The organism is Bacillus sp. (in: firmicutes), assembly GCF_031983925.1.
Taxonomy (GTDB): Bacteria; Bacillota; Bacilli; order Bacillales; family Bacillaceae_G; genus Bacillus_A; species Bacillus_A pacificus.
In genome coordinates this window covers 251,249-274,342 of the sequence record NZ_DALYZR010000004.1, presented here as the reverse complement: position 1 = coordinate 274,342, position 23,094 = coordinate 251,249, and the positions used below count along the sequence as shown (strand labels likewise).

Genomic DNA, 23,094 nt, shown 5'->3' with positions numbered 1-23,094 from the left:
AACAGAAAGAAGAACAGGTGAAGCAAGAGCTTGAATTAAAACAGAAAGAAGAACAAGAGAAACAAGAGCTTGAATTAAAACAGAAAGAAGAACAAGAGAAACAAGAGCTTGAATTAAAACAGAAAGAAGAACAGAAGAAGCAAGAGCTTGAATTAAAGCAAAAAGAAGAACAGGAAAAGGGAGAAAGAGAATTAAAACAAGCTGTAAGTTCGATACAGGCAGCGCCGCAATCATTTCCTGACGTTCCAGGATGGGCACAAGAGTCTGTTTATTATTTAGTTCATAAAAAAGTTATTTCTGGGATGCCAGATGGAACATTTTCACCAAGCAAAGTATTAAGCAGAGCTGAAGCAGCTACAATTATGGCGAAAATTTTAGAATTAGAAGTCAGTGAAGGTGAGAAACCAACTTTTACAGACTCTCAAGATCATTGGGCAACTCCTTATATTGCTGCTGTGGAAAAGGCAGGAGTCATTAAAGGGGAAGGCAACGGGAAATTCAATCCGAATGGTCAAATGACAAGAGCTGCTATGGCAACGATGTTAGTCCAAGCCTATCAATTAGAGAAAAAGGTTCATGAAGAATTACCAACATTATTTCCTGATGTAAAAGATCATTGGGGTGAGAAATTCATTAATATTTTAGTTGGCATGGGTATATCAAGTGGTGTTGATGGAGGACGTTGGCAACCAGATAGATCCATTACACGTGCAGAGGCAGCACAGCTCGTCGCAGTTACAGATAAGTCTAAAGACAATGAGTTGAAGATGAAGAAGGTGAGCATTTCGAAAAAATTCTTTACGTATAACGGACCATCTTTATCATCTGGAATTTCAAAGGAATATGGCCCTAGGGAAGTAACAGTGTATGAAGAGCGAGATGGTGGCTGGATTAGAATTCATACGGATACTGGTTTTAAGTGGGTCTGTTTAGTTGAAAAGAAAGTGAATATGAATAAAAACTTTTTGACGTATAATGAGGCATCCTTATCTTCAGGGATTTCAGGTGAGTATGCTCCGCAAATTGTAACGGTTATTGAAGAAAGAGAAGGAAATTGGATTAAAGTTTATACGGACTTAGGCTATAAGTGGGTCTGTTTAATAGACAAAAAAGTTCAGATTGATAGAGACTTTACTACTTATGATGCTCCTTTCAGATCTGCGAATATACTAGATTATTATGGTCCTCAAGCAGTAACGGTTGTAGAGGAAAGGGGAACTTGGCTTCGTATACGTACATATGCAGGCTATCAATGGTTAGATACGAAAAAAGAAGCGAAGTATTTATCTAAAGTGTTCTTTGCTTATGATAGTCCAAGTTTTGTATCTCGTGTATCAGGAAAGTATGCACCACAGACAGTCGAAGTTTATGGTGAAAGAGAGGGTGGTTGGATTCAAATTCAAACTAGTAATGGGTTAAAGTGGGTTAATGAAGGAAATATTAATCGCAGTCAAGTTATACTGAACGTACCGTCACTGTATCAATTCCCAGAATTGCATAATGGCTGTGAAGTCGTTTCTTTACAAATGCTTGTAGAACATCAAATTGGTCGCTCATTAAATAAAGTAGCATTTGCTTTTGAAATGCCTTTTGATCAAGCGAAATTAAAGAACTATAAAACATCATCACAAATTTGGGGAGATCCAGATGTAGGGTTTGTAGGTGATGTGACGGGAAATACGCCAGGATATTCTATTAATCCAGAACCACTAAAACGTTTGTTAGATAAATATTCGAGAGGAACGAATTTAACTGGAAATGATCTTTCTGTTTTAGAAGACTATGTGAGAAATGGGAAGCCAGTAGTGACGTGGGTAACGGTCGCTTTAAATAATCCAAGAGCGGTTACAACGTGGAAAACACCAGGCGGAAAAATAATTTATGCAAGAATGAATACGCATGCGGTTGTTTTAACAGGTGTGGATGATAATTATGTATACTATAATGATCCGTTCTATGGGACGAAAAATGTAAAAGTGAGTAAGAGCCGGTTTGCAAGTATTTATAATCAAATGGGCAAGAAGGCTTTAAGTGTAGATTAATTTTAAAAGGTTATCCGAAGATGATTTCGGATAACCTTTTTTACAATGAAATCTTTAAATGAAATATATTTCATCTGCATCTTATATTTATATCTCTTGTTTATTCTAGTGATACATCCGATGCGAAGTGATGTAAAACGTATAGAAGGAGAGAAATGAAATGAAAAAGAAACTATTACCAATCTGTGCAATGGCACTTTTAACAGTAGGATATTCTTCAGTAGCAAGCGCGGATACTGGAACAGTAACGAAGGAAGAAGTGGTGCAACAGCAGCAAGATAAGGCTAAAAAAGAAGAAGAGAAAAAACAAGCAGCACAAGCACAAGAAAAAAGTGACATGGCTAAAAAAGAGGAAGCGATAAAGGCTGCACCAAAGAGTGAGGAAGAGAAAAAGAGAATCGCACAAGAACAGTTAAAAAATGATATAGCCAAAAAAGAAGCAGCGCAAGTACAACAAACAAATGCTGCAACGAAAAAAGAAGTAGCAAAGCCAGCTGTACAAGGTGAAAAATTACCAAATACAGCATCTAATCATGTAGCAATGATGGCACTAAGCGCATGTCTTGTAGGGATAGGGACATTATTTGGTTTGAATCGTCGTAATAAAGTTAAGGCGTAAATAAAATATTGTCCTATAAAGAATGGGATAATTTCATATATTAAAAATGGTAGGTTATTCCTACCATTTTTGGCATGGAGGGATAAAACATGAAGTTACTCAATTATATCGGTATCATATTGATGGCTATAGGACTATGTATGGGATCATATTATGCTATGGAATGGTATAAAGGAAAAAGCTCTGCCGGGCAACTAACGAAAGAAGAAATAAAGAGCCTTAACAACATACAACGTAATCAAATTTCACATGAAACTCCCGTAACTTCTCAAGTGCCTTCTTCTCAAACAGAACATAAAGAAGGGGAAAAGGTCGCACTATTAAATATACCGAAAATAAAGAAGAAGTTTTCTATATATTGGGGAGCAAGTGAGGCAACGTTGAAAAAAGGAGTAGGAATGTTTGTTAGTGATGTAACGACAACGCCATCTGGAGGGGGCCATACTGTACTAAGTGGGCACCGGGATACTGTATTTACAGATTTAGGAGAGTTAAAAGAAAAAGACACCCTTGTTTTAGAGTATGATAATAAAACGTACACATATGAAATTCAAAAGATATGGATTACCGATGCAGATGATCGTACTGTTATTATAAAAAAAGAAGAACCGATACTAACATTGACAACTTGTTACCCATTTAATTATATAGGGGATGCGCCAGATAGATATATTATCGAGGCGAAGTTAACTGCTAGTTATTCAAAGTGAAGTTATAGTTTCTGAAGGCGGGAGGGAGATATATAAGTTATGTCAAAAAATATTTTAATTGTGGAAGATGAAGATATATTACGTGAAATATTAAAAGATTATTTTTTAAGTGAGCAGTATATAGTGTTTGAAGCAAGAGACGGGAAAGAAGCTTTAGTTGTATTTGAGGAAGAAGAGGTTGATTTAGTTATTTTAGATATTATGTTGCCGGAACTCGATGGGTGGTCCGTTTGCCGAAGAATCCGTAAAACATCCGAGGTTCCTATCATTATGTTGACGGCACGTGTAGATGAAGATGATACGTTACTTGGATTTGAACTTGGGGCGGACGACTATGTGACGAAGCCATATAGCCCACCAATTTTATTAGCAAGAGCAAAAAGGTTGTTAGAGAGTAGAAAAGTGACAAAGCAACTTTTAGAGAATGAAGATGATACATTATCGATTCATGGTATCCATGTCCATTTTCCGTCGCGTACTGTTATGGTAGATAAAACAGATATTAATTTAACACATACAGAATTTGAAATATTAGCGTACTTTATGAAAAACCAAGGGATCGTTTTAACAAGAGAGCAACTCATTTCAAGAATTTGGGGATATGAATTTGCTGGTGATGACCGAACCGTTAATAGCCATATTCGTAATTTAAGAAATAAATTAGGAGAGAAAGCAAAGTACATTACAACTGTAGTACGAACAGGTTATAAATTTGAGGGGAATGTATGAGAAAAGGGATTGTACTAAAATTATTTATCCTCACAACAGCATTATGTATGTTAATTTTAGCGACGATATTTATTGGACAAACGATATTTTTTAAACAATATTATGCGAATAGAAAAGTGGAAGATATTAAATTGAATTTAAATTCCTTCGAAAAAAATTATTTGAACTATGCAGGAAGTGTAGAAGGAATGCAGAAGCTGGAGCAAGACTTTTTAAGAGAAAATAATACGTGGATTACGACATTAGATCAGAACGGGAATTTAAAACATGCAGATGATTTTTATTTTGAGGTAACGATAAATCGTTGGCAACAAAAGAGATTTGGACAACAAATATTCAAAATTCCCCTATACAATCTCGTCAATATAGAGGAGATTGATAATAAACCATCAAATCAGTTTTTAGGCCAAGAAATTTATTTTTCTGGAGTGAAAAAAGAAGATCGTTTTATTCCATTTTCTTTCTCTCTATCTAAGGAGAATTTAAATGGATTGAATAAACCGTTAGAAAAAGCATTTAAGGAGAAGATGAAAGCAGTTGGGGAACAAGTTGGTAAAGAAAAGAGGCCGGCCGTTCAGGAACCAGCTGCTCAAGAACTAGATGCTATCATAGGCGGACGTATTACGAAAGTACAATTCCCTGATGTAAAAGGACCCATAAATCCAATTTATAAAAACACTTTATTTTTGGATAGTATAAAAGAATTTCAAACAGATGTAGTATTAAAAGAGAGTAATCAAATCGAATATTCAACAAAGACAATGGACTATGAAAAAAATGATATAAAATATAAATTATTAATGAAACCAATAAAAGAAAAAGATGGATCGGTAACTTATATATATGCGATGGCTTCTTTACAGCCTGTAGATGAAGCTGTACAAATGGTGCAAGATTACTACATTTACATCATTGCATTTGTAGTTGTTCTTATTTTTCTAGCGTCATTCTATTATTCAAAACAAATTGCAAAGCCGCTATTAAAAATAAATGATACAACGAAGAAAATAGCACATTTAGATTTCACAGAACAAATACCGATTACTTCAAAAGATGAAATTGGTGATTTATCGAAAAATATTAATGTATTATCAAATAAACTCCATTCCCATATTGGACAGCTAGAACAAGATATTGAAAAGGAAAGAAAGTTAGAAAATACGCGGAAAGAATTCATTTCTGGTGTTTCGCATGAACTAAAAACACCGCTCAGTATTATGAAAAGCTGTATTTCTATTTTAAAAGATGGAGTAGCTGAGCATAAAAAAGAGTACTATTTTGGGGCGATGGAACGAGAAGTAGATAAAATGGATACGTTAATTTTGGATATGCTGGAGTTAGCTAAATTTGAGTCAGGCACATATAAAATGAAAAAGGATCCATTTTATATTGATACAGTAATGGATGATATATGTGAACACCTGTCTGTAGAAATAGAGAAAAAAGAACTTCATGTTCATAAAAATATAGGTCCATTTGAAGTAGTCGCAAATCAAGGCCGCATTGAACAAGTCATCGTGAACTTCATTACGAATGCAATACGTTATACACCAAATAAAGAAGATATTATTATTTCTACAATAGATGAAAAAGATCGTATAAAAGTATGCATTGAAAATAAAGGTACTCACATTGAAGAAGAGCAATTAGATAAAATTTGGGATCGTTTTTATCGCGTGGATGCAGCTCGTCAGCGTTCACAAGGTGGGACGGGGCTTGGACTTGCCATTTCAAAGAATATTTTAGAACTACATGATGCTGAATATGGGGCAGAAAATACAGAAGATGGTGTGTTATTTTACTTTTATTTACCGAAAAAGGTGTAGACAATATGATCTACGCTTTTTTTAATTATTTTCATATAATCTTTACCTAATCTTTATTTTTAAACGATATAATCTGGTTAGAAAATGAGGTTATGTAAGGAGTCGATGAACCGTGCATAGCAATTGGCTAAGTATAATGGTATTTATTTTCTTTTGTGCATTTATTGTATTTTTAATTGATATTACGATATGAAAAAAGAGCGCTCATTAAGCGCCCTTTTTGTTTGCATTTAGTTGATAAGCACTGATGCTCTTAAATAAGCGTGGTGAAGTAAGGAATAAAAAAATAAGTAAAACGGTACATAGAATATAGGAACCAATCATTGTACTACCATTTACGATTAATGAATATAGCACAGCTGATTGACCTTTCGGTGCATATTGTCCCCAGAAAATAATACCAGCAATAAAGTGGCAGAAATAGCGAGCAAAGCTACCGATAAATGTAGCAAGGATAATATAAGCAAGGACTTTCTTACCTTCGTTTTGTTTTGATGAAGGTTTGTCTTTACGGCTACCTAAACTGGATTGTTCTAAGTTATTTTCATTAGACGTTAAAAGTGCTTTTTGAATTGGACGATAGAATAAGCCAGCAAATCCGATAAAAGCAAAGGCAATGAAGTACTCAATGAATGCTTGAACAGGTGTTAAAATGTAAGCATCTCCCACGACAATTTGTAATAGTCCCCAAACTAAACCACCTAAGAAAGCCGATTTAAAGCCCCAGCGGTATGCAATAATAAAAATAGGAATCATAGCAAATGAAATAGAACCGCCTGTTGGAAGTTTGATTGATAATGGTAAAATGTCGATGACCAAGGCGAAGGCTGCAAGAATAGCAGATTCGATCATCGCTTGTAAATTGGTGTTACGCATGTTGTCTCCCCCTAAATCCAAGTTGTACAAAAAAGAATAGATATCATAGGAGGATACGAAATACGTAAATAAAAAGAGGTATGTATTTCGGACGTTTGCACAATCCCTGCGTTAGCATTAACTAACAGGTTCGAAGGGTCGGAACGAAGTGTTCCCTCTCAGCGGCATGGCTCCCCCTGTGATAACGAGATTCTTTATTTGCTACTGTTTATTGTAAGTGAAATGGATGGGAATGGCAAATGAATCTGTTATGACAATGATTGAAATAGAATTGTAGTGAAATGTTAATAAATATGAAGCAAAAGGGTATAGTACAAGAGAAATTGGGTGTGGTATAATTTTTTTGAAAATAATTATCATTCTCTTCTGAGGGGGAAGGTTATGAGCTTAGTAGATATTAAAATTGGCGAGAAAGTGTTAGTAAAAAGCGTTCAGTCGTTAGATCAATTATTAAAGAGAAGACTGGCTGCTTTTGGTCTTTCTGAAGGAAGCGAACTTCGTATGAAGCAGAAAGCGATGTTCAAAGGTCCTTGTACATTGGAGTGTCGTGGACAGTTAATTAGTATTCGTCATTGTGACGCGAAAATGATAAAGGTGGAATTAGCGTGAATAAGGTAGCTTTGCTAGGGAATCCGAATACAGGGAAAACATCATTATTTAATGCACTTACTGGTTCTTATGAATATGTAGGAAACTGGAGCGGTGTAACAGTAGAAAAGAAGGTTGGTAAATTAAAAGATAAGCAAGGAACATTAATTGATTTACCAGGTGTGTATGATTTAAATCCAGTTTCACGTGATGAAGGTGTTGTAACCAAATTTCTATTAACAGAAGAATTTCATCATATGTTAAATATTGTGGATTCTTCGCAGTTTGAACGAAATATGCATTTAACATTGCAATTACTTGAATTTGGTAAGCCCGTTTCAATTGGTTTAAATATGATTGATGTGGCGAAGCAAAGAGGAATTGTCATTGATGTAAAACGATTATCAGAACTATTAGGTGTAACAGTCGTTCCTGTCGTTGCAAGAAGTGGAAAAGGCTGTGAAGAATTACTTGCGACTCTTAAAGAAAATGACAAAAACGAGAAAAAGCCATTCATTATTTCATATGGTGTACGAATGGATGAAGGAATTGGAGAAGTAATTTCTCTTTTAGAGAAAGCGAATTATGAGCATCCAAGATGGTTAGCCCTTCAATTTCTAAGTAATAACGAAGTAGTAGAAAAAGAAATGAAAGCATTACCAATCTATAAGGAACTCATAGCCATTCGATCTCGCTTAGAAGAAAAACTTGATTGTACGTTGGAAGAGCATATTTACAAAACTCGTGAAGCGTATATTGAAAAGTTAAAAACAAATGTTATGAAGCATGAGAAAGAAGGAAAAATTCCTTTTTCAGAAAAAATTGATAGATTAATTACACATAAAATTTTAGGACTTCCAATCTTTTTAGCAGTTATGTTTTTTATTTTTCAGGTTACGTTTACGTGGATTGGGACACCTTTATCGGATATGTTAGATGAGTTTTTTGGTGGACAGCTTACGGATTGGGTGACAGCTGGGCTTACAAGTGTTGGAGCTTCTGATTTTATTCAAGCACTCGTTACAGAAGGTATTATTGCCGGTGTTGGTGCCGTATTAGTATTCGTTCCACAAATCTTTGCACTATTCTTTTTCATTTCATTATTAGAAGACTCAGGATATATGGCGCGAATTGCAGTTGTTATGGATCGAATTATGGAGTTCTTCGGTTTAAACGGAAAAGCGTTCATTCCGATGATTATCGGTTTTGGATGTAATGTTCCAGGTATTATGGCAGCGAGAACGATTGAACAAGAAAAAGAACGTTTACTTACAGTTCTTGTAACACCGTTTATGTCTTGTTCGGCACGTTTACCTGTATATGCATTATTTGCGGGAGTATTCTTCCCTCATAGTCAGGCAACTGTTGTGTTCTCCTTATATGTTGCAGGTATTGTCCTTGCGTTATTAGTTACAAAAATTATGTCTCTTACCATTTTAAAAGCGGAAAAATCTATTTTCGTTATTGAACTACCTCCTTACCGCGTGCCACAAGTGAAAACGTTATGGCTAAGTACGTGGGAGAAAGGGAAGGGATTTGTTCGTAAAGCAGGTACATTTATCTTTGGTGGTTCTGTTGTCATTTGGCTATTAAATTATGCAGGTCCATCAGGATTTGGTGTTGATATGGGAGACAGTTTCTTAGCAATGATTGGTGGATTTATCGCACCACTATTTGCACCACTGGGCTTTGGAACGTGGCAAGCTGCAGCATCCCTTTTAACAGGATTTTTAGCGAAGGAAGTGGTCGTTTCTACAATGGCCATTATTTATGCGGTGAAAGAAGATGTGCTTGGAAATGTAATGGGAGCACATTATACAGCATTATCAGCTTATGCATTTATGTTCTTTATTTTATTATATGTTCCGTGTTTAGCGACAGTAGCCGTTATTAAACGTGAAACAGGATCAGCGAAGTGGACGATTTTCTCTGTCGTGTATCCACTCGTTGTTGCTTATGTATTAACGTTCATTATATACCAAGTTGGATCCTTACTCGGATTCTAGAAGGAGATGTATTGTGATGATGGTCAATATTATAATTGGAGCTATCATTTTTGGTTATGCAGCATACACGTTAGTTCATTTTGTAAAGAGAAGTAAAAAAGGAAAATGCGCGGCATGTTCTTTAAATAAGTCATGTCAGTCGAATACTTGTAGTCCGGATATGGAGCAAATTGCTCATAAATAGAAGAAAGCTTTGCGAATGTCGCAAAGCTTTTTTTATTACTTTTTAATTTTTACAAGTTGAGAAGCTTCTACACCATTTTTTCCAGGGAATTCTTTACTTGGATCTTTATCGAATTTTAATACCCCAACAGATTTTTCATCACCTTTTACATTACTGTAAGTTGCGTCATCAACAATTGCATACATATCTGTGTATGCACGGCCACTTCCGATAATTGTGTTGCCTTCATATTTTAATTTTGCCCCATCAAGTGTAGCATTTTCTACTTTTTCTTTAGCAAATAATACACCTTGCTCTGCTGTTACAGCTGGTAATTTATCAAGTGGTTTCGTGTCGTCTTTTTCATCAACTTTGCTAAGTAACTCTTTTTTCACTAGTTCTTCACCAGTTTTCTTATCCATGACAAGAACTTTTTTGCCATCTAATGTTGTCATTTTCATTTTATAGAAGTCTTTTTCTTTCACTTCTTTTTTATTTTTATCCGTAATTTGCTGAACTTGTTCTTCTGATCCGTATAGTACAAAGCCGTTTGCTTTCTCTCCTAATAAAGAACAACCTGATAATGCTCCGAATGAAATTGCTGCTGCTAATCCGATTCCTACTAATTTTTTCATGATGATTTCTCCTTTTATATGTTTTATAGTCAATACAATTTTTGTATTAGTCTTGAAATGATGAGAAGCTTGTTTGTCGCTTCTGGTATTAGTGTATAAGAAATAGGGAGACGTAACTATCGAGTTAGCTTACAGTAACATTACAATAATGTAATTTAGTGAAAGTACATAAAAATGAGTCAATTTTGAAGAGAATTAATGAGAATATATTAGGAATACAATGTTTTGTAGGTAATGTCATATTATATTGGCTGTATTTTGGAAATAACATGTAAGGACATATTAGTTTTGTTATAATAAACACATAGGCTGTAAAAATGAATATTCTTTACTGTAAAGGGAGATTCTTAAGTTTTCCAAGTAGTGAATTTGAAATATGAGGTATATCATAGGAGGAATTTAGATGTCTGTATTTAAACGATTAAGAGATTTAACAATGTCGAATGTATATTCATTAATTGAAAAAGCGGAAGATCCAGTTAAGATGACGGATCAATATTTACGCGATATGCAAGCGGATGTACAAGAAGCTGAGAAAAGTGTAGCAGCTCAAATTGCGCTTGAGAAGAAATTCAAAATATTATTTGAAGAGCAAGAAGCACTTGTGAAAAAACGTGAAGAGCAAGCTCATATGGCTGTTCAAGCTAACAACTTAGATCTTGCGCGCCGTGCATTAGAAGAAAAACAAAATGCAGAGCAAAAGATGAATGAGTATAAAGCAAGCTATGAGCAAAATAAAGTTGCTGCTGATAATCTTCGCCTGAAGCTAGAAGAGATGCGTAAGCAATTAACTGAGCTGAAAAATAAACGTGAGACACTTGTAGCACGTGTAAATGCGGCGAAAGCACAAAAGAATATTAATCAGGCGATGTCTGGATTTGATTCAAACTCAGCGAAAGCTGGTTTAAGCCGTATGGAAGAGAAAGCTCTTCAATTAGAGGCTGAAGCAGAAGCAAGCGGTGAAGTGTACAAAAAAGAAAAATCATTAGATGATGAATTCGCAAGCTTAAACAAAAATTCTGCTGTTGACGATGAATTAGCTCGTATTATGAAGCAGTATGAGAAATAATATAGAATAGAGACAAATGAACCGACATGTCTAAATAAATTCATGTCGGTTTTCTATTACTTTTTAGAGGAGGTTTTGCAATGACATGGACAAATGTATTAGCCATGCTTGTATGGACTGGAGCGAGTGCAGTACTTTTATTTGCAATTATGTGGGTTGATTCGATTTTTACAAAATACAATGATTTAAAAGAAATAAAAAATGGGAATACAGCTGTAACAACTCGTTTCGTTATGAAATTATTCGCACAAGGGTACATTTTATCTCAATCGATAACGAAAGCAAATGACTTATGGCAAGCGCTACTTGCATCAGCAGTTTCTTTCGTTATTTTATTAGTGGTAGAAATGTTTATCGAATTTGTGTTAAAGAAAATGGCTGGTTTAGATTTAGAAGAAGGTACGAAAGAAGGCAGTGTTGCGCACGCGATGTTGGCCGGATCATTACATATTGTTGGTGCACTTATTTTAGGTGCTTGTTTATAAAGAGAGAAGGAGGGATAGCTCATGAGTTTATTTAAACGAATTAAAAATATAATGAAAAGCCCAGAACCACCGAAACCAGAGAAAAGTTTGTTAACGTTAGCTCCTGGCGATATGGTTGAAGTTTCATTAGTCATGTATGAATTAATTGGGAAAACGAGTATGCATTCTCGTAAAGAAATTGTTTTAACGCTGCAAGACGGGAAAGATATTCGTTATTTAAAAATTGAAGATCGTGAAAATACGTATTACAAATTATATACACCAATTGATGGTCGTTTAGATTCGATTGATGAAATTCCGACGACAATTGAAATGGATGATACAGAGTACCATATGGAAGAGCAATATAACGGACGTGTTGTTGTGATGGGGAAAACACCATTCTCAGCTTCAGAAGAACAGTATGTATGGGAATTCCAATCGGATAATCGAAAATTATTACGTATTGAATGGCAAAATGGTCGCACAATGATGTATGAGGGAGAAGCAATTATTCCTGCTGATGTACAAATTATAAGAGCAACGTAAGGGGGCGTAATCATGTCAAACCGATTGTTTACCATGATTAAATCGTTCGTGATCCCTATACTTGCTATCGTTACATTACTTGTTGTTGCTGGATATGCCTTATCAGGTTGTCAGGGCGGGCAGACAAAGTCGATTCAAGACCGTTATCCGCTAGAATCTGTCGCAAAAGAAGGTAAACAAGAATCTTACGTGTATAGGGCCGCCAATCGGTCAGTTCCTGAAGTCGCGAAGGAACTCATGAATGAAAGAGAACCGAAGCAAGCATCTAAAGAAGACGAAAATCAAATGTTCCTCGTTTATTCTGATAAGATTTATAATCTGCAAAAGGATAAAGAGAAGCCATCTGATACGTTAATTGAAATAAGTAATAAAGAGTTTGTTCGTCAAAATTACCAACCGTCCTTCCTGCAAGGATATATTATGGGTAGTATATTAAATGATATATTCGGTTCACGAAAATCATCGTACGGTGATTATCGCGGATATAATGACAGACAAAATCATAAACCAGTTATTCCAGAGAGACCGCCTACGAAAGAAGAAAAGAAAACCCCGCCTCCAATTACGAAGGAAGGGAAAGGGTCTATCATTAAGCGTGGCGATAATGTAGATTCGAAATCTTCTGTAGGAGATACAGGAAGTATTACGAAAAAAGGAAGTAGCACGCCTCCGCCTTCTACTGGAAGCAAAGGGAAAATAACGAAAACACCAGGTGGTTCGAGCGGATCAGATGTGAAGCCGAAATCATCTATTAAAACGCCGCCAAGGAATACATCTCCTCCGAAAACGAGGGTCGGTGGTTCAGGAAAGATTACGAAGAGAAGATAGTGTAGAGACCGAAAAGTGAAATTTGCTTTTCGGTCTTTTTTTATGGGAATTAATTCCTTATAGCTGGTACAATGAAGTTATAAGGAGGAGATTATTATGACTATGTATAAAAGATTTAGTGTAATTATGTTCCTCGTCTTATTCTTAAGTTTATTCATTAGCACAACGATGAAATTTCACTTTGTAGTAGGTATTCTATGGATACTATGTACATGTACTCTTTTTCTGTATGTTCCGCTTCGTTTCCAACAAGAAGTGCCAGCCTTTCAAAAATACGTGGCATGGATTAAGAGCGGGGGAAGATGGGGGGAGTAAAAATATATCAGCGATTATTAGAATATATCGACTTCCCGACAATAAAAGAAGAGGGTGTGCCAACATATTGGCACACCCTCTTCTTTCATAATGATTAATGAATATCACGTTTCTTAAAGTTACCGCCTTTTACTTCTGCTACGTCATAAACTGTAATAAAGGCGTGTGGATCGATTTCATTAATAAGTTCTTTCATTTTACTTTCTTCTAAACGGTTAATTACACAAGAGATTTCTTTGAATTTCTCTCTAGAATAACCACCGTATACTTCGTTATATGTTGCACTTCGGCCTAAACGATCGCGAATGGTTTCTACCATCAATTCAGGCTCTTTCGTAATGATTTTAAATGCTTTCGAACCACTTAAACCAACTTCAACGATATGAATCACTTTCGAAGCAATAAAGTAAGCAATTGCTGAAAGGATAGCTCCTTGAAGACCGAATACTGTTGATACGAAAATAAATACGAACATGTTTAAGAATAGAATAAGGTCACTCGTTCCAAATGGTAACTTACGAGAAAGCAATACAGCTAGCATATCGATTCCATCTAATGCCCCGCCATTACGCAATGCTAGTCCCATACCGAAACCGATGATAATACCACCAACAACTGTAACTAATAATGTATCGCCTTCAATAATAGCTGGTATATCATGCATGACAACGGTACCTATTGCTAATGAAGCAATCCCGATAATGGAATAAATCGCAAAGCTTTTACCGATTTGCTTATATCCTAACCAAACGAAAGGAATGTTAATAATTGCGATTAGAGCTCCTAATGGCAATCCAAATAATGTTGAACTAACGATACTTAAACCAGTTACACCACCGTCTGATACGTTATTTGGAATTAATACTGCTTCTAATCCGTACGCTGTGATAAATGCCCCAATAATAATCATCAAAGCTTTAGAAGCAATTCTTAGCTTATTGGGCTTGTTTTTGATAATTTTCTCCATGTAATTTCCTCGTTTCAAACTAGTTTCTTGTTTGTTACATCATTCACACCTAAATTTTATTTTAACATTTAATTTGAAAAAATTCTCCTTTAATGGATGTATGCAGGGAATATTATGACCATATTAACTTTAAAATATTTTTGAAATGAGTATAAGAAATCCCATCCTTTCAAAGGATGGGATGCTATTAAGAAATGATAAAACTAAGCACGGTTAGGAATAAAGCGAAGCCTAAAATAGTTCCACATATTTTCATATGGCGTTTACGTCCCATCACGACAATCGCAACATACTCACGAATCATTGCATTAGGCCAGTAATAAAATGCAGTTTTTGATCCGATTCCTTGGCTATTAAGACCTGCTTGTCTTGCATATATACCAGCGCGGAATAGGTGGAAGTTGTTCGTTGTAAAGATACTATTATACTTACCTTCAGGCTTTAAAGAATCCATAATTTCTTTAGAGAACAACATATTTTGATATGTGTTTACAGAGCGATTTTCTTGCACTGTATGTTCAAGCGGAATTCCTTTTTCAACAGCGTACTTTTGCATCGCTTCTGCTTCAGGAAGACCTTCATCTGGACCTTGTCCACCAGAGAAAATAATTGTTGGTGGCGTATTTACAGCGGCTTGTTTCCAGTAAAAGTCGATTGCTTTATGAATACGACTTGCAAGTAAAGGCGGTACTTTATCATTAATTAAGCCGCTACCAAGAACGATAATGAAATCTTGATTACGTCTTGGTCTGTTGAATTGGTATAAAAAATACGCGCTTAAGAAGTTAGATAAGTGTATAAAGAAATATACTGTTATAAGAGAAATACCAGCGAAAATAGGCTGGAAATGTGATGAGAACAAACTTGCTGGACTTATAATAGGCAATAGCATAAAGAATAATATCCCAAAAGCAGCAAGGAGTGTTAAACAGTTAGTGAAACGTCGTCCTTCTCGCTTCATTAAAATTCTAGCATTCAGAAACAGCCCAAACATTAAGGCAATAATACCGAAAGGTAGCATAATGAGAAGTGCTAAAATAGGTAAAATTATAATATAGCGTAAGACATCACTACTTGAATTCACAGATATAATCACACAAAAAAGAAGGAAAAAACAGATAAAGGTATTAAATAAAAACCCATTTATTATTTTTCGTGGATCTCTTAAATAGGAGATAAGAAAAATAATAAACAGTATAAGAGGGATAATTCCGAAATACAGCATAAATATAGTACACCTCGACTTGTATAAGAATTTGACATACCTTTTATATTACATGATTTTATAATTGGAAATGAAAGAAAAAGGATTTTGAATTTTCTCAATAAAATATATGGATACATATGTTACAATGTATGTAAAGCGATATATTAAAAGTAAAATGGTTGAAGAGGCACTCTATGGAGTGTCTTTTCTTTTTGGTATGTAATTATGCATATTATATTTATTTTCAAGTGAAGAGGATTAAAATATAAGTGGTAGACATACTTTATAAAGCAGAATTTAATACAAACATTTCCCTCTACTTTTTGTATCTAACAATCGTATAACAATAAATAATTCTGTTTTATAGTGTCTGTTTATGGAAGGTGTCTTCTTTGAAGGCCCTTTTTTTATTTAGTATAGAATGTTTTTACTGTTTGCATAGTGGAAACTATCTATACTAAACATTAGCAATCTTCCGTATAAACATTATCAATTTACTATATATTCCAGTGGTGTTAACCTACATATGAAAGGCTTTCTTTTTCAAAATATTACCCCTAATAAATTTTTGAAGAAGTCAACTGTCTCCAAAATTGCCATTCATGCTTAGCAAAAAAGAATCCTGCAGGATTCTTTTTTGTGTTCGACAGAATATGACAAAATACATTTGAATAATTTGTTATATTGTTAAATGGTTATTATGGAAAGAGAAGGAGACTTAAGTATGAGATTTAAGAAATTAATTTTAACAGGTGCACTTGTTGCAACTACAGCATTTACTTCAATTGGAACAGCGCAGGCAAGCGCAGGTTTTAAAGATGTTCCAAACAATCATTGGTCTTATAAAGCAATTATGGATTTAGCAAATAAAAACGTTGTTGCTGGATACGGAAATGGACTTTTTGGATTTGGTGATGATGTAACGCGTGAGCAAGTTGCAGCTCTTATGTTCCGTCACTTAAAACCGACAGTAAAAGAGCAGTATAACAATCCATATAAAGATATTACGGATCGTTCAACTATGTTTAAAAAAGAGATTCTTGCTTTAACAGAGATGGGCGTATTCGTTGGAGATAACACAGGGAGATTCAGACCGAAAGATTCGTTAACTCGTGAAGAAATGGCACAAATTTTGACAAGAGGATTCCAATTGCAAATTAGAGGGGATCATAATTTCCCGGATGTAGATAGAAATGGATGGGCGAATCCTGCGATTACTGCAATTAAATCAAATTATATTACGGCTGGCACTGGTGATGGTACATTCGCACCTAAAATGCATGTAAGTCGTGAGCAATACGTTCAGTTCTTATATAATGCAACGTTACCATTTGAAGAAAGACCAGGAGCAAAACAACCGCAACCACAACCGAAACCGGAAGTAAAACCAGAAGTAAAACCAGATCCGAAACGTTTTGCTAATTGCAAAGAAGCAAACGATGCGGGATATTATGACATTACAAGAGATAGTCCATATTACGGTAAGCATTTAGACCGTGATGGCGATGGAATTGCTTGTGAGAAAAAGAAAAAAGGTAAATAAGAAAAAGCACTCAAATTGAGTGCTTTTTCTTATGGAAACATGCTATTTTTTTAGGCACTTTTCATAAAATGAAAGTAAGGAAATGAAAGTAGGTGACAAAATGCCGTCAGTTGTGGAAGGCGTTATTATTGAAAACTGCAATGGAACGATTAATTTAGGAGATAAATATAACGTGCAGCCGATTGAAAAAACGAAAGCGTATAATGGATCAGGATCATCGAATACAGGAATGAAAGTACAAACATTTAGTGGTATTAGTACAGCAGATGTAGGGGATAGCGACGTGAATGATCAAGGAATACAGTTTACTTTATAGAGAAATATGTAAAATTGCATAAAATGATGAACTTGTCCTGTGCTACAATCTAGCTGTGAGCTGTTAATGATTCTTCTGTATTATAGTTGTTAGATTAGAAATATAACATCTTATCGAAAATCATACGTATAAAAAAGACACTTCAAACGAAGTGTCTTTTTTCATTTTAGTGATACCCTTTAGCAGAGTCTTTATGAATTTTATTTTTAAAGATACTGTAGCTCCAAAGTTGATAGCCAATAACAATTGGTACCATAACCATTGCAACGAAGAACATAATTTTTAAGTTTAATTGACTACCAGCTGCGTTGTATAACGTTGTACTATAAGCATCATTAATACGAGATGGTAACATTCTTGGGAACATACCTGCAAAGCCAGTTGTCATAAACATTGCGATTGTTAAGCAAACGAATGTGAATGCAAGACCAATTTTATGTTTGTACACCATAATTAGTGCGAGTACACTCATTAACATTGCAAGTACTGGAAGAATGAATAGTACTGGATATTCTGTGAAGTTTTGGAATAAATTTGTACGATTTGCAGTTGCTACATAGAAAATAGCTAAAATGATAGCAGCTGCCATTGAAAATGGTCTAGCGATTTTATAAGCACGGTCAGATACTTCACCAGTCGTTTTAATCATAACCCAAAGTGCACCAGATACGACGAATATAGCAGTGAAGAACAGACCTCCTAAAATACCGTAATGATTTAGTAAGCTAAGTAAATTTCCTTCATAGCCATTTTTTCCGATTTGTAGCCCGTAATAAAGATTAGCAAATGTAACACCGAATAGGAAAGCAATTAAGAAACTACCAATTGCAAATGCCCATTTACAAGTTTTTTGCCAAATTGGTGAATCATCTTTATGCATGAACTCAAGTCCAGCAGCACGAGCAAATAGTGCAAGTAATACTAAGAATAACGGTGTATATAAATAACTAAACATATTTGCATATGTGACTGGGAAGGCAGCAAATGTTGCGCCACCAGCTGTAATTAACCACACTTCATTACCGCCCCAGAACGGGCCAATTGCTTCTTGTAATTGATTTCGTTCTTGTCGGTCTTTCGTAACGAAAGGAAAAATCATTCCGTTACCAAGTGCATATCCATCAAGAATAAAGTAAACTGTCCAAATCACGCCCCATAAACCAAACCAGATAATCGCAAGCATATCATGAGACATGAGCTGCACCTCCCTCAGTAGCAGGTTCCTCTAATGCTGCGGGTCCTTTTTTGGCGAACTTCAGCATTAAGTATACGTCTGCGATTAAAAGTAAAGTGTAGAACAAGATTAAACTAATTAATGAGAACCAAATTTGCGGGACAGATATAGGTGATACGGATTCTGCGGTACGCATTAGTTTATATACTGTCCATGGTTGACGACCTACTTCGGCAACAATCCAACCAGCATTAATTGCGATATATGGTAGTAAAACAGACCATATTGTAATTTTTAAGTAACGTTTTGAGTTTTCTAGTTTTCCTTTTCGGTTTAAGTAGAAACCGTACCAAGTTAATGCCATAAAGAACATACCAAGTGCAACCATTAAGCGGAAGCTATAGTACACGAGGTTAACATTTGGACGATCTTCTTTTGGAATATCTTTTAAACCAACAATTTCCCCATCAAATGAATTTGTATAGAAGAAGCTTCCTAACTTTGGAATCGTTAAGAATTCAAAGTTCTTTTCGTTTTTGACATCAGGAATTTGCACAATTGAGAAGCCTTGTCCTTTTCCAGTTTCCCAAACAGCTTCCATTGCAGCACCTTTAGCAGGTTGATATTTAGCCGCTGATACACCAGATTGATGTCCCATAAACGGTGTAATTGTTGCGGCGAATAAGCCTAACATTAAGCCAAACTTAAATGATTTTTTGAAGAATTCAACTTCATTTTTACGTAATAAGTGATAGGCACTAATTGCCATGACGAAGAAAGCACCAACAATATAACAACCAACTACAGTATGGAAGAACATATTCCAAGCGTATGGATTCGTAACGAGTGCCCAGAAATCATTTAATTCAGCGCGGCCGTTACGTACGACGTAGCCAACAGGGTTTTGCATAAAGCCGTTTGCTGTAATAATCCAAAGGGCCGAAATATTTGTTCCAAGTGCAACCATCCACATGCAGAAGGCACGGAACTTTGGTGAAATTTTGTCTTTACCGAATAACCATATTCCCATGAAAGTAGATTCTAAGAAGAAGGCAACGAGTGCTTCGATTGCGAGAGGTGATCCGAAAATATCTCCCATATATTTGGAGTACTCAGACCAGTTTGTTCCAAATTGGAATTCCATCGTAATCCCGGTTATAATCCCCATTACGAAGTTAATTGTAAATAATTTACCCCAGAAATTTGCCATTTTGCGGTATGTTGGATTCAATGTGCGGGCGTATTGAGTCTCCATACACGCTACTAAAATAACAAGTCCGATTGTCAAAGGTACAAATAAAAAATGATAAAAAACAGTAATTGCAAATTGAAAACGACTCAGTAACAGAACGTCGGACATAATAAATATTCACTCCTTTTTTACATTATCTACAATCAGTTTATAGTGAAAATGCGTTTTAAATAGGGAGGACTTGTTACAAAGCTGTGTGTATATTTTGAAAGAATTATGTCGATTATCTGAAAATATCTTATTTTTACTATAAAGCGATATCCTTTTTGTGTTTTTCATATTTTGGTACACTATTTATGTAGTGTAAACGAGAGAAAAGAGGGTTCCTTACTATGAAGTCATTAGAAGAGATTTTGCAATACAATGAGAAATTTGTTGAAGAGAAAAAGTATGAAGAGTTTGTGGCGGGGAAATTTCCAAATAAAAAGATGGTAATTATTTCTTGTATGGATACAAGACTTGTTGAACTATTGCCGAAAGCGATGAATATGCGTAACGGCGATGTGAAAATTATTAAAGTAGCAGGCGCTGTTATTTCACATCCATTTGGAAGTATTATGCGTAGTATTTTAGTCGCTGTATATGAGCTTGGTGCTGATGAAGTATGTGTAGTTGGTCACCATGATTGTGGTATGGCAAAAATTCAAGCAAGCAGTACGATTGAGAAAATGAAAGAACGCGGTATAACAGAAGAGAAATTAGATATGCTTCGTTATTCTGGAATCGATTTAGAACAATTTTTGCGCGGTTTCTCTAGTGTAGAAGAAAGTGTAGAACATAGCGTATCAGTACTTCGCAACCACCCATTACTTCCGGAAGAAGTACCTGTTCACGGTCTTGTTATCGATCCTGATACAGGAAAATTAGATTTAGTTGTGAATGGTTACGAAAATTAAGAATGTACTTTGTCATCCTTTTTATCTGGGACAGGATCAAATCCTCCTGGATGGAAAGGGTGACATTTTAATATACGCTTACAAGTAAGCCAAAAGCCTTTGAGTGCACCATGCTTTTGAAACGCCTCTAATCCGTAATGAGAACAAGTTGGATAGAAACGGCAAGTTGGTGGTGTCATCGGAGAAATGAACTTTTGATAAAAGCGTATAATCCCAATAAAAATCTGTTTCATAACGATCTCCTTTTCAGCATATTCTTAAAGTATTATAGCACGACTGTACATAATACTTTACTAATGTGCATTTCCGTTATATCATATTGGATATAACGGAATTAAATTAAAAGCGGGAGAGATGTTGTATGCCATCAGTAGAAAGCTTTGAATTAGATCATACGATTGTAAAGGCACCTTATGTAAGACATTGCGGAGTTCACAATGTAGGTAGTGACGGTATTGTAAATAAATTTGATATTCGTTTTTGCCAACCGAATAAACAAGCGATGAAACCAGATGTTATTCATACGTTAGAACATTTATTAGCATTTAATTTACGTAAATATATTGATCGTTATCCGCATTTCGATATTATCGATATTTCACCGATGGGCTGCCAAACAGGATACTACCTTGTAGTAAGCGGAACACCGACAGTTCGAGAAATCATCGATTTATTAGAACTAACATTAAAAGATGCAGTTCAAATTACAGAAATTCCAGCTGCAAATGAAACGCAATGTGGTCAAGCGAAGCTTCACGATTTAGAAGGAGCAAAACGCTTAATGAACTTCTGGTTAAGCCAAGATAAAGATGAACTTGAGAAAGTATTTGGATAAGAAGAAAAACTGCCTGTAAAAGGGCAGTTTTTTTGTGTCATGATAATAAATAAAATTATATCGACGATTTTTTTAATATATCGACGTTTCGACATGGAATATCGACTTACCGACAAAAACTGACAAAAAAATCATCCCTATTTTATTACTTGCTTGTAAATGCGAAATTGCTCAAGATTTCATTCTATACGTAGCGAAGGTAGTTTGATATGAGAACGAAGAGCGTAAGAATAGACACGAAAAAAACGGAATGCTCATGGATTTTCGTCCGGATATAAATTCGTTAATTCCGACAAGAATAAAGAAACAACTGAGAATAAATTGTACGTATGGGAGAAGTGAGAAATGATCGGTAATCTGGATATAAGCGCAAAGAGAGAGTATGAGAAGCCCTAAAACAATCCGTAAACCAATTAGCATGTAATGTCCCCTTAAATAGATTATTTACCGAAATATTTCTGAGAAGCTAAGAAATAAAGCACCAGATCCAGCGAGAAAAGCAAATATACCACTAGATTTTCTGTCTTGTTTTATTTCCCCTAGTCCTATAGTGAAAGCCATTAACCCTAAGAAAATGAACATGTAAGGCATTATTTCTCTATTACCAGTAAAATATCCATAAATTACTATACATAATGCAATGAGTGCAAAAGTAATCCGTAATCCTTTTAACATGTACATTCCCCCTACTATTTTATATGGCTAATGATGAGAACGATCCAGGTGAAAACTCCAGCACCAATACAAATAAATCCTGTTCCGGAATCCTTTTTCTTTATTTGTTCAATAGCAATGAGAAACATTAAAGCTCCTAATAGAAATTGTGAAAGGGGGAGAAAGGTATTTTGCCCCGTATAGAGTCCGATTGCTGACATAATAATTACAGTGAGCGCGATTCCAATGCGAAGTATACGAAACATATTATGAATTCTCCTTATTATTTTTTGTATAAGGATTATCTTCTAGTTTATCGACGGAATGTTTATAAGCGTAGCCTTTATTAATCGTCATGACGGAGAGTACTAATATGACTAGGACGATTATAATACCGATAATTAATATTTTAAACATGGAATCCCTCCTTTTCTTTATTTTACATAATTTTGTAATTGATGAAAACAATAGAAATAAAAAGGATGAAAGAAGGGTGTTACATGGAGCAGAAAAAAACATATTATATATCAATAGCAAACGGTCAAATTTCACAAGTGAAGACAGCGGATACGTATAATTTTGAGATTTCCGCGAATGATGCGGAAATTACGGAGTTAAGAGAGTACTTTGATCAAGCGTATGTAGAGGATTTAGGTTCATTTGTACGCTCCCACGTTCCATTTGTTGAGTATCATCATGATTCAAATAATGACCGATATGATGAACAACTACAAAAAGCATATAAAATGATTTACGATTTAGGAAATCATGAGACGAAAGAATTAGTCGCGCAAATGGGAATAATCAATGGATTATAATTGGATAATATTA

The 23,094-nt window shown here is 35.2% G+C and carries 28 protein-coding genes and 1 riboswitch; of the genes, 18 read left to right on the top strand and 10 right to left on the bottom strand.

Annotated features, from left to right (window positions below; all coding sequences use genetic code 11):
• The 5 genes from RTP99_RS16385 to RTP99_RS16365 all read left to right on the top strand — a co-directional run.
• Positions 1-2,042, top strand: a 2,042-nt coding sequence (locus RTP99_RS16385; RefSeq protein WP_312366434.1) for an S-layer homology domain-containing protein, incomplete at its 5' end; no start/stop codon positions are given.
• Between the two features lie 160 nt (positions 2,043-2,202).
• Positions 2,203-2,661: an LPXTG cell wall anchor domain-containing protein gene (locus RTP99_RS16380; protein ID WP_000728027.1), complete on the top strand. Its 459-nt coding sequence runs from the start codon at positions 2,203-2,205 to the stop codon at positions 2,659-2,661.
• A gap of 89 nt (positions 2,662-2,750) precedes the next feature.
• On the top strand, positions 2,751-3,371 hold the full coding sequence (locus tag RTP99_RS16375; RefSeq protein WP_000771564.1) for a class D sortase: 621 nt from the start codon (positions 2,751-2,753) through the stop codon (positions 3,369-3,371).
• A 39-nt stretch (positions 3,372-3,410) separates the two neighbouring features.
• Positions 3,411-4,100: a response regulator transcription factor gene (locus tag RTP99_RS16370; RefSeq protein WP_000041839.1), complete on the top strand. Its 690-nt coding sequence runs from the start codon at positions 3,411-3,413 to the stop codon at positions 4,098-4,100.
• The gene (locus RTP99_RS16365; RefSeq protein ID WP_001225333.1) at positions 4,097-5,926 is read left to right on the top strand and encodes a sensor histidine kinase; all 1,830 of its coding nucleotides are present in this window, start codon (positions 4,097-4,099) and stop codon (positions 5,924-5,926) included. Before RTP99_RS16370 ends, RTP99_RS16365 begins: the two co-directional genes overlap by 4 nt.
• 207 nt (positions 5,927-6,133) lie before the next feature.
• Here RTP99_RS16365 and thiT read toward each other — a convergent pair whose 3' ends face one another.
• The gene (gene thiT / locus RTP99_RS16360; protein WP_001246574.1) at positions 6,134-6,802 is read right to left on the bottom strand and encodes an energy-coupled thiamine transporter ThiT; all 669 of its coding nucleotides are present in this window, start codon (positions 6,800-6,802) and stop codon (positions 6,134-6,136) included.
• Positions 6,803-6,887: 85 nt separating this feature from the next.
• A riboswitch (TPP riboswitch) is annotated at positions 6,888-6,989 on the bottom strand.
• 194 nt (positions 6,990-7,183) lie between these two features.
• On the opposite strand from thiT, the gene RTP99_RS16355 reads away from it, so the two are divergent.
• Genes RTP99_RS16355 through RTP99_RS16345 form a run of 3 tightly spaced genes read left to right on the top strand, consistent with a single transcriptional unit; the run spans position 7,184 to position 9,580 of the window.
• Positions 7,184-7,411 (top strand): FeoA family protein, encoded by a 228-nt coding sequence (locus RTP99_RS16355; RefSeq protein WP_000060519.1) that lies wholly within the window; start codon positions 7,184-7,186, stop codon positions 7,409-7,411.
• Complete coding sequence (feoB, locus tag RTP99_RS16350) at positions 7,408-9,396, top strand: ferrous iron transport protein B (RefSeq protein ID WP_001044802.1); 1,989 nt, start codon at positions 7,408-7,410, stop codon at positions 9,394-9,396. Before RTP99_RS16355 ends, feoB begins: the two co-directional genes overlap by 4 nt.
• A gap of 16 nt (positions 9,397-9,412) precedes the next feature.
• Positions 9,413-9,580 (top strand): FeoB-associated Cys-rich membrane protein, encoded by a 168-nt coding sequence (locus tag RTP99_RS16345; RefSeq protein ID WP_000989581.1) that lies wholly within the window; start codon positions 9,413-9,415, stop codon positions 9,578-9,580.
• A gap of 35 nt (positions 9,581-9,615) precedes the next feature.
• On the opposite strand, the gene RTP99_RS16340 is transcribed toward RTP99_RS16345, so the two are convergent.
• Entirely contained in the window at positions 9,616-10,194 is a 579-nt protein-coding gene (locus tag RTP99_RS16340; RefSeq protein ID WP_000737465.1) for a lipoprotein BA_5634 family protein, read from the bottom strand.
• A 403-nt stretch (positions 10,195-10,597) separates the two neighbouring features.
• Here RTP99_RS16340 and RTP99_RS16335 point away from each other — a divergent pair, with 403 nt between their 5' ends.
• The 5 genes from RTP99_RS16335 to RTP99_RS16315 all read left to right on the top strand — a co-directional run bounded on the left by RTP99_RS16335 (position 10,598) and on the right by RTP99_RS16315 (position 13,419).
• On the top strand, positions 10,598-11,263 hold the full coding sequence (locus tag RTP99_RS16335) for a PspA/IM30 family protein (RefSeq protein ID WP_000110282.1): 666 nt from the start codon (positions 10,598-10,600) through the stop codon (positions 11,261-11,263).
• A gap of 80 nt (positions 11,264-11,343) precedes the next feature.
• The gene (locus RTP99_RS16330) at positions 11,344-11,748 is read left to right on the top strand and encodes a DUF350 domain-containing protein (protein WP_000220322.1); all 405 of its coding nucleotides are present in this window, start codon (positions 11,344-11,346) and stop codon (positions 11,746-11,748) included.
• Between the two features lie 21 nt (positions 11,749-11,769).
• Positions 11,770-12,276: a DUF4178 domain-containing protein gene (locus tag RTP99_RS16325; protein WP_000051759.1), complete on the top strand. Its 507-nt coding sequence runs from the start codon at positions 11,770-11,772 to the stop codon at positions 12,274-12,276.
• A gap of 12 nt (positions 12,277-12,288) precedes the next feature.
• Positions 12,289-13,104, top strand: coding sequence for a DUF4247 domain-containing protein (locus RTP99_RS16320; protein ID WP_000071211.1), 816 nt, complete (start codon positions 12,289-12,291; stop codon positions 13,102-13,104).
• A gap of 96 nt (positions 13,105-13,200) precedes the next feature.
• Complete coding sequence (locus RTP99_RS16315) at positions 13,201-13,419, top strand: hypothetical protein (RefSeq protein ID WP_000180098.1); 219 nt, start codon at positions 13,201-13,203, stop codon at positions 13,417-13,419.
• Between the two features lie 94 nt (positions 13,420-13,513).
• On the opposite strand, the gene RTP99_RS16310 is transcribed toward RTP99_RS16315, so the two are convergent.
• Together RTP99_RS16310 and RTP99_RS16305 are read right to left on the bottom strand one after the other, a co-directional pair.
• Complete coding sequence (locus RTP99_RS16310; protein WP_000411247.1) at positions 13,514-14,386, bottom strand: YitT family protein; 873 nt, start codon at positions 14,384-14,386, stop codon at positions 13,514-13,516.
• A gap of 187 nt (positions 14,387-14,573) precedes the next feature.
• On the bottom strand, positions 14,574-15,611 hold the full coding sequence (locus tag RTP99_RS16305) for a YdcF family protein (protein ID WP_000965225.1): 1,038 nt from the start codon (positions 15,609-15,611) through the stop codon (positions 14,574-14,576).
• 706 nt (positions 15,612-16,317) lie between these two features.
• On the opposite strand from RTP99_RS16305, the gene RTP99_RS16300 reads away from it, so the two are divergent.
• Together RTP99_RS16300 and RTP99_RS16295 are read left to right on the top strand one after the other, a co-directional pair.
• A complete protein-coding gene (locus RTP99_RS16300; protein WP_001211246.1) occupies positions 16,318-17,136 on the top strand; it encodes an S-layer homology domain-containing protein in 819 nt (272 codons plus the stop codon).
• 82 nt (positions 17,137-17,218) lie between these two features.
• Positions 17,219-17,452, top strand: a complete 234-nt coding sequence (locus RTP99_RS16295) for a spore germination protein (RefSeq protein WP_011040784.1) — start codon at positions 17,219-17,221, stop codon at positions 17,450-17,452.
• Between the two features lie 166 nt (positions 17,453-17,618).
• Here RTP99_RS16295 and cydB read toward each other — a convergent pair whose 3' ends face one another.
• Together cydB and cydA are read right to left on the bottom strand one after the other, a co-directional pair.
• Positions 17,619-18,647, bottom strand: coding sequence for a cytochrome d ubiquinol oxidase subunit II (cydB, locus tag RTP99_RS16290; RefSeq protein ID WP_000017662.1), 1,029 nt, complete (start codon positions 18,645-18,647; stop codon positions 17,619-17,621).
• Positions 18,637-19,986, bottom strand: a complete 1,350-nt coding sequence (cydA, locus tag RTP99_RS16285) for a cytochrome ubiquinol oxidase subunit I (protein WP_001286198.1) — start codon at positions 19,984-19,986, stop codon at positions 18,637-18,639. The genes cydB and cydA overlap by 11 nt, the downstream gene beginning before the upstream one ends.
• Positions 19,987-20,210: 224 nt before the next feature.
• Between cydA and RTP99_RS16280 the strand changes: the two genes are divergently transcribed.
• Complete coding sequence (locus RTP99_RS16280) at positions 20,211-20,774, top strand: beta-class carbonic anhydrase (RefSeq protein WP_000838160.1); 564 nt, start codon at positions 20,211-20,213, stop codon at positions 20,772-20,774.
• Here RTP99_RS16280 and yidD read toward each other — a convergent pair.
• On the bottom strand, positions 20,771-21,007 hold the full coding sequence (gene yidD / locus RTP99_RS16275) for a membrane protein insertion efficiency factor YidD (RefSeq protein ID WP_000809333.1): 237 nt from the start codon (positions 21,005-21,007) through the stop codon (positions 20,771-20,773). The two genes, RTP99_RS16280 and yidD, sit on opposite strands and share 4 nt — an antisense overlap.
• A 128-nt stretch (positions 21,008-21,135) precedes the next feature.
• Here yidD and luxS point away from each other — a divergent pair, with 128 nt between their 5' ends.
• Positions 21,136-21,609 (top strand): S-ribosylhomocysteine lyase LuxS, encoded by a 474-nt coding sequence (gene luxS, locus RTP99_RS16270; RefSeq protein WP_001141369.1) that lies wholly within the window; start codon positions 21,136-21,138, stop codon positions 21,607-21,609.
• A gap of 444 nt (positions 21,610-22,053) precedes the next feature.
• Here luxS and RTP99_RS16265 read toward each other — a convergent pair whose 3' ends face one another.
• Genes RTP99_RS16265 through ytzI form a run of 3 tightly spaced genes read right to left on the bottom strand, consistent with a single transcriptional unit; the run spans position 22,054 to position 22,680 of the window.
• Entirely contained in the window at positions 22,054-22,284 is a 231-nt protein-coding gene (locus RTP99_RS16265) for a YczI family protein (protein WP_000911972.1), read from the bottom strand.
• A 14-nt stretch (positions 22,285-22,298) separates the two neighbouring features.
• Positions 22,299-22,529: a DUF3953 domain-containing protein gene (locus tag RTP99_RS16260; protein ID WP_000488456.1), complete on the bottom strand. Its 231-nt coding sequence runs from the start codon at positions 22,527-22,529 to the stop codon at positions 22,299-22,301.
• Between the two features lies 1 nt (position 22,530).
• Positions 22,531-22,680, bottom strand: a complete 150-nt coding sequence (ytzI, locus tag RTP99_RS16255) for a YtzI protein (protein ID WP_000472798.1) — start codon at positions 22,678-22,680, stop codon at positions 22,531-22,533.
• Positions 22,681-22,763: 83 nt separating this feature from the next.
• Between ytzI and RTP99_RS16250 the strand changes: the two genes are divergently transcribed.
• Positions 22,764-23,081: a hypothetical protein gene (locus RTP99_RS16250; protein ID WP_000435817.1), complete on the top strand. Its 318-nt coding sequence runs from the start codon at positions 22,764-22,766 to the stop codon at positions 23,079-23,081.
• Positions 23,082-23,094 lie beyond the last annotated feature (13 nt).

Excerpts from the sequence above, each read along its gene's own strand:
- RTP99_RS16355 (WP_000060519.1), top strand. The coding sequence starts at position 7,184 with ATGAGCTTAGTAGATATTAAAATTGGCGAGAAAGTGTTAGTAAAAAGC.
- RTP99_RS16310 (WP_000411247.1), bottom strand. The coding sequence starts at position 14,386 with ATGGAGAAAATTATCAAAAACAAGCCCAATAAGCTAAGAATTGCTTCT.
- RTP99_RS16370 (WP_000041839.1), top strand. The coding sequence starts at position 3,411 with ATGTCAAAAAATATTTTAATTGTGGAAGATGAAGATATATTACGTGAA.
- RTP99_RS16300 (WP_001211246.1), top strand. The coding sequence starts at position 16,318 with ATGAGATTTAAGAAATTAATTTTAACAGGTGCACTTGTTGCAACTACA.
- RTP99_RS16260 (WP_000488456.1), bottom strand. The coding sequence starts at position 22,529 with ATGTTTCGTATACTTCGCATTGGAATCGCGCTCACTGTAATTATTATG.
- yidD (WP_000809333.1), bottom strand. The coding sequence starts at position 21,007 with ATGAAACAGATTTTTATTGGGATTATACGCTTTTATCAAAAGTTCATT.
- RTP99_RS16265 (WP_000911972.1), bottom strand. The coding sequence starts at position 22,284 with ATGTTAAAAGGATTACGGATTACTTTTGCACTCATTGCATTATGTATA.
- cydA (WP_001286198.1), bottom strand. The coding sequence starts at position 19,986 with ATGTCCGACGTTCTGTTACTGAGTCGTTTTCAATTTGCAATTACTGTT.
- RTP99_RS16380 (WP_000728027.1), top strand. The coding sequence starts at position 2,203 with ATGAAAAAGAAACTATTACCAATCTGTGCAATGGCACTTTTAACAGTA.
- RTP99_RS16250 (WP_000435817.1), top strand. The coding sequence starts at position 22,764 with ATGGAGCAGAAAAAAACATATTATATATCAATAGCAAACGGTCAAATT.
- RTP99_RS16365 (WP_001225333.1), top strand. The coding sequence starts at position 4,097 with ATGAGAAAAGGGATTGTACTAAAATTATTTATCCTCACAACAGCATTA.
- RTP99_RS16345 (WP_000989581.1), top strand. The coding sequence starts at position 9,413 with ATGATGGTCAATATTATAATTGGAGCTATCATTTTTGGTTATGCAGCA.
- RTP99_RS16340 (WP_000737465.1), bottom strand. The coding sequence starts at position 10,194 with ATGAAAAAATTAGTAGGAATCGGATTAGCAGCAGCAATTTCATTCGGA.
- RTP99_RS16325 (WP_000051759.1), top strand. The coding sequence starts at position 11,770 with ATGAGTTTATTTAAACGAATTAAAAATATAATGAAAAGCCCAGAACCA.
- ytzI (WP_000472798.1), bottom strand. The coding sequence starts at position 22,680 with ATGTTTAAAATATTAATTATCGGTATTATAATCGTCCTAGTCATATTA.
- RTP99_RS16375 (WP_000771564.1), top strand. The coding sequence starts at position 2,751 with ATGAAGTTACTCAATTATATCGGTATCATATTGATGGCTATAGGACTA.
- luxS (WP_001141369.1), top strand. The coding sequence starts at position 21,136 with ATGCCATCAGTAGAAAGCTTTGAATTAGATCATACGATTGTAAAGGCA.
- RTP99_RS16305 (WP_000965225.1), bottom strand. The coding sequence starts at position 15,611 with ATGCTGTATTTCGGAATTATCCCTCTTATACTGTTTATTATTTTTCTT.
- RTP99_RS16335 (WP_000110282.1), top strand. The coding sequence starts at position 10,598 with ATGTCTGTATTTAAACGATTAAGAGATTTAACAATGTCGAATGTATAT.
- RTP99_RS16330 (WP_000220322.1), top strand. The coding sequence starts at position 11,344 with ATGACATGGACAAATGTATTAGCCATGCTTGTATGGACTGGAGCGAGT.
- RTP99_RS16280 (WP_000838160.1), top strand. The coding sequence starts at position 20,211 with ATGAAGTCATTAGAAGAGATTTTGCAATACAATGAGAAATTTGTTGAA.
- RTP99_RS16320 (WP_000071211.1), top strand. The coding sequence starts at position 12,289 with ATGTCAAACCGATTGTTTACCATGATTAAATCGTTCGTGATCCCTATA.
- RTP99_RS16315 (WP_000180098.1), top strand. The coding sequence starts at position 13,201 with ATGACTATGTATAAAAGATTTAGTGTAATTATGTTCCTCGTCTTATTC.
- cydB (WP_000017662.1), bottom strand. The coding sequence starts at position 18,647 with ATGTCTCATGATATGCTTGCGATTATCTGGTTTGGTTTATGGGGCGTG.
- RTP99_RS16295 (WP_011040784.1), top strand. The coding sequence starts at position 17,219 with ATGAAAGTAGGTGACAAAATGCCGTCAGTTGTGGAAGGCGTTATTATT.
- thiT (WP_001246574.1), bottom strand. The coding sequence starts at position 6,802 with ATGCGTAACACCAATTTACAAGCGATGATCGAATCTGCTATTCTTGCA.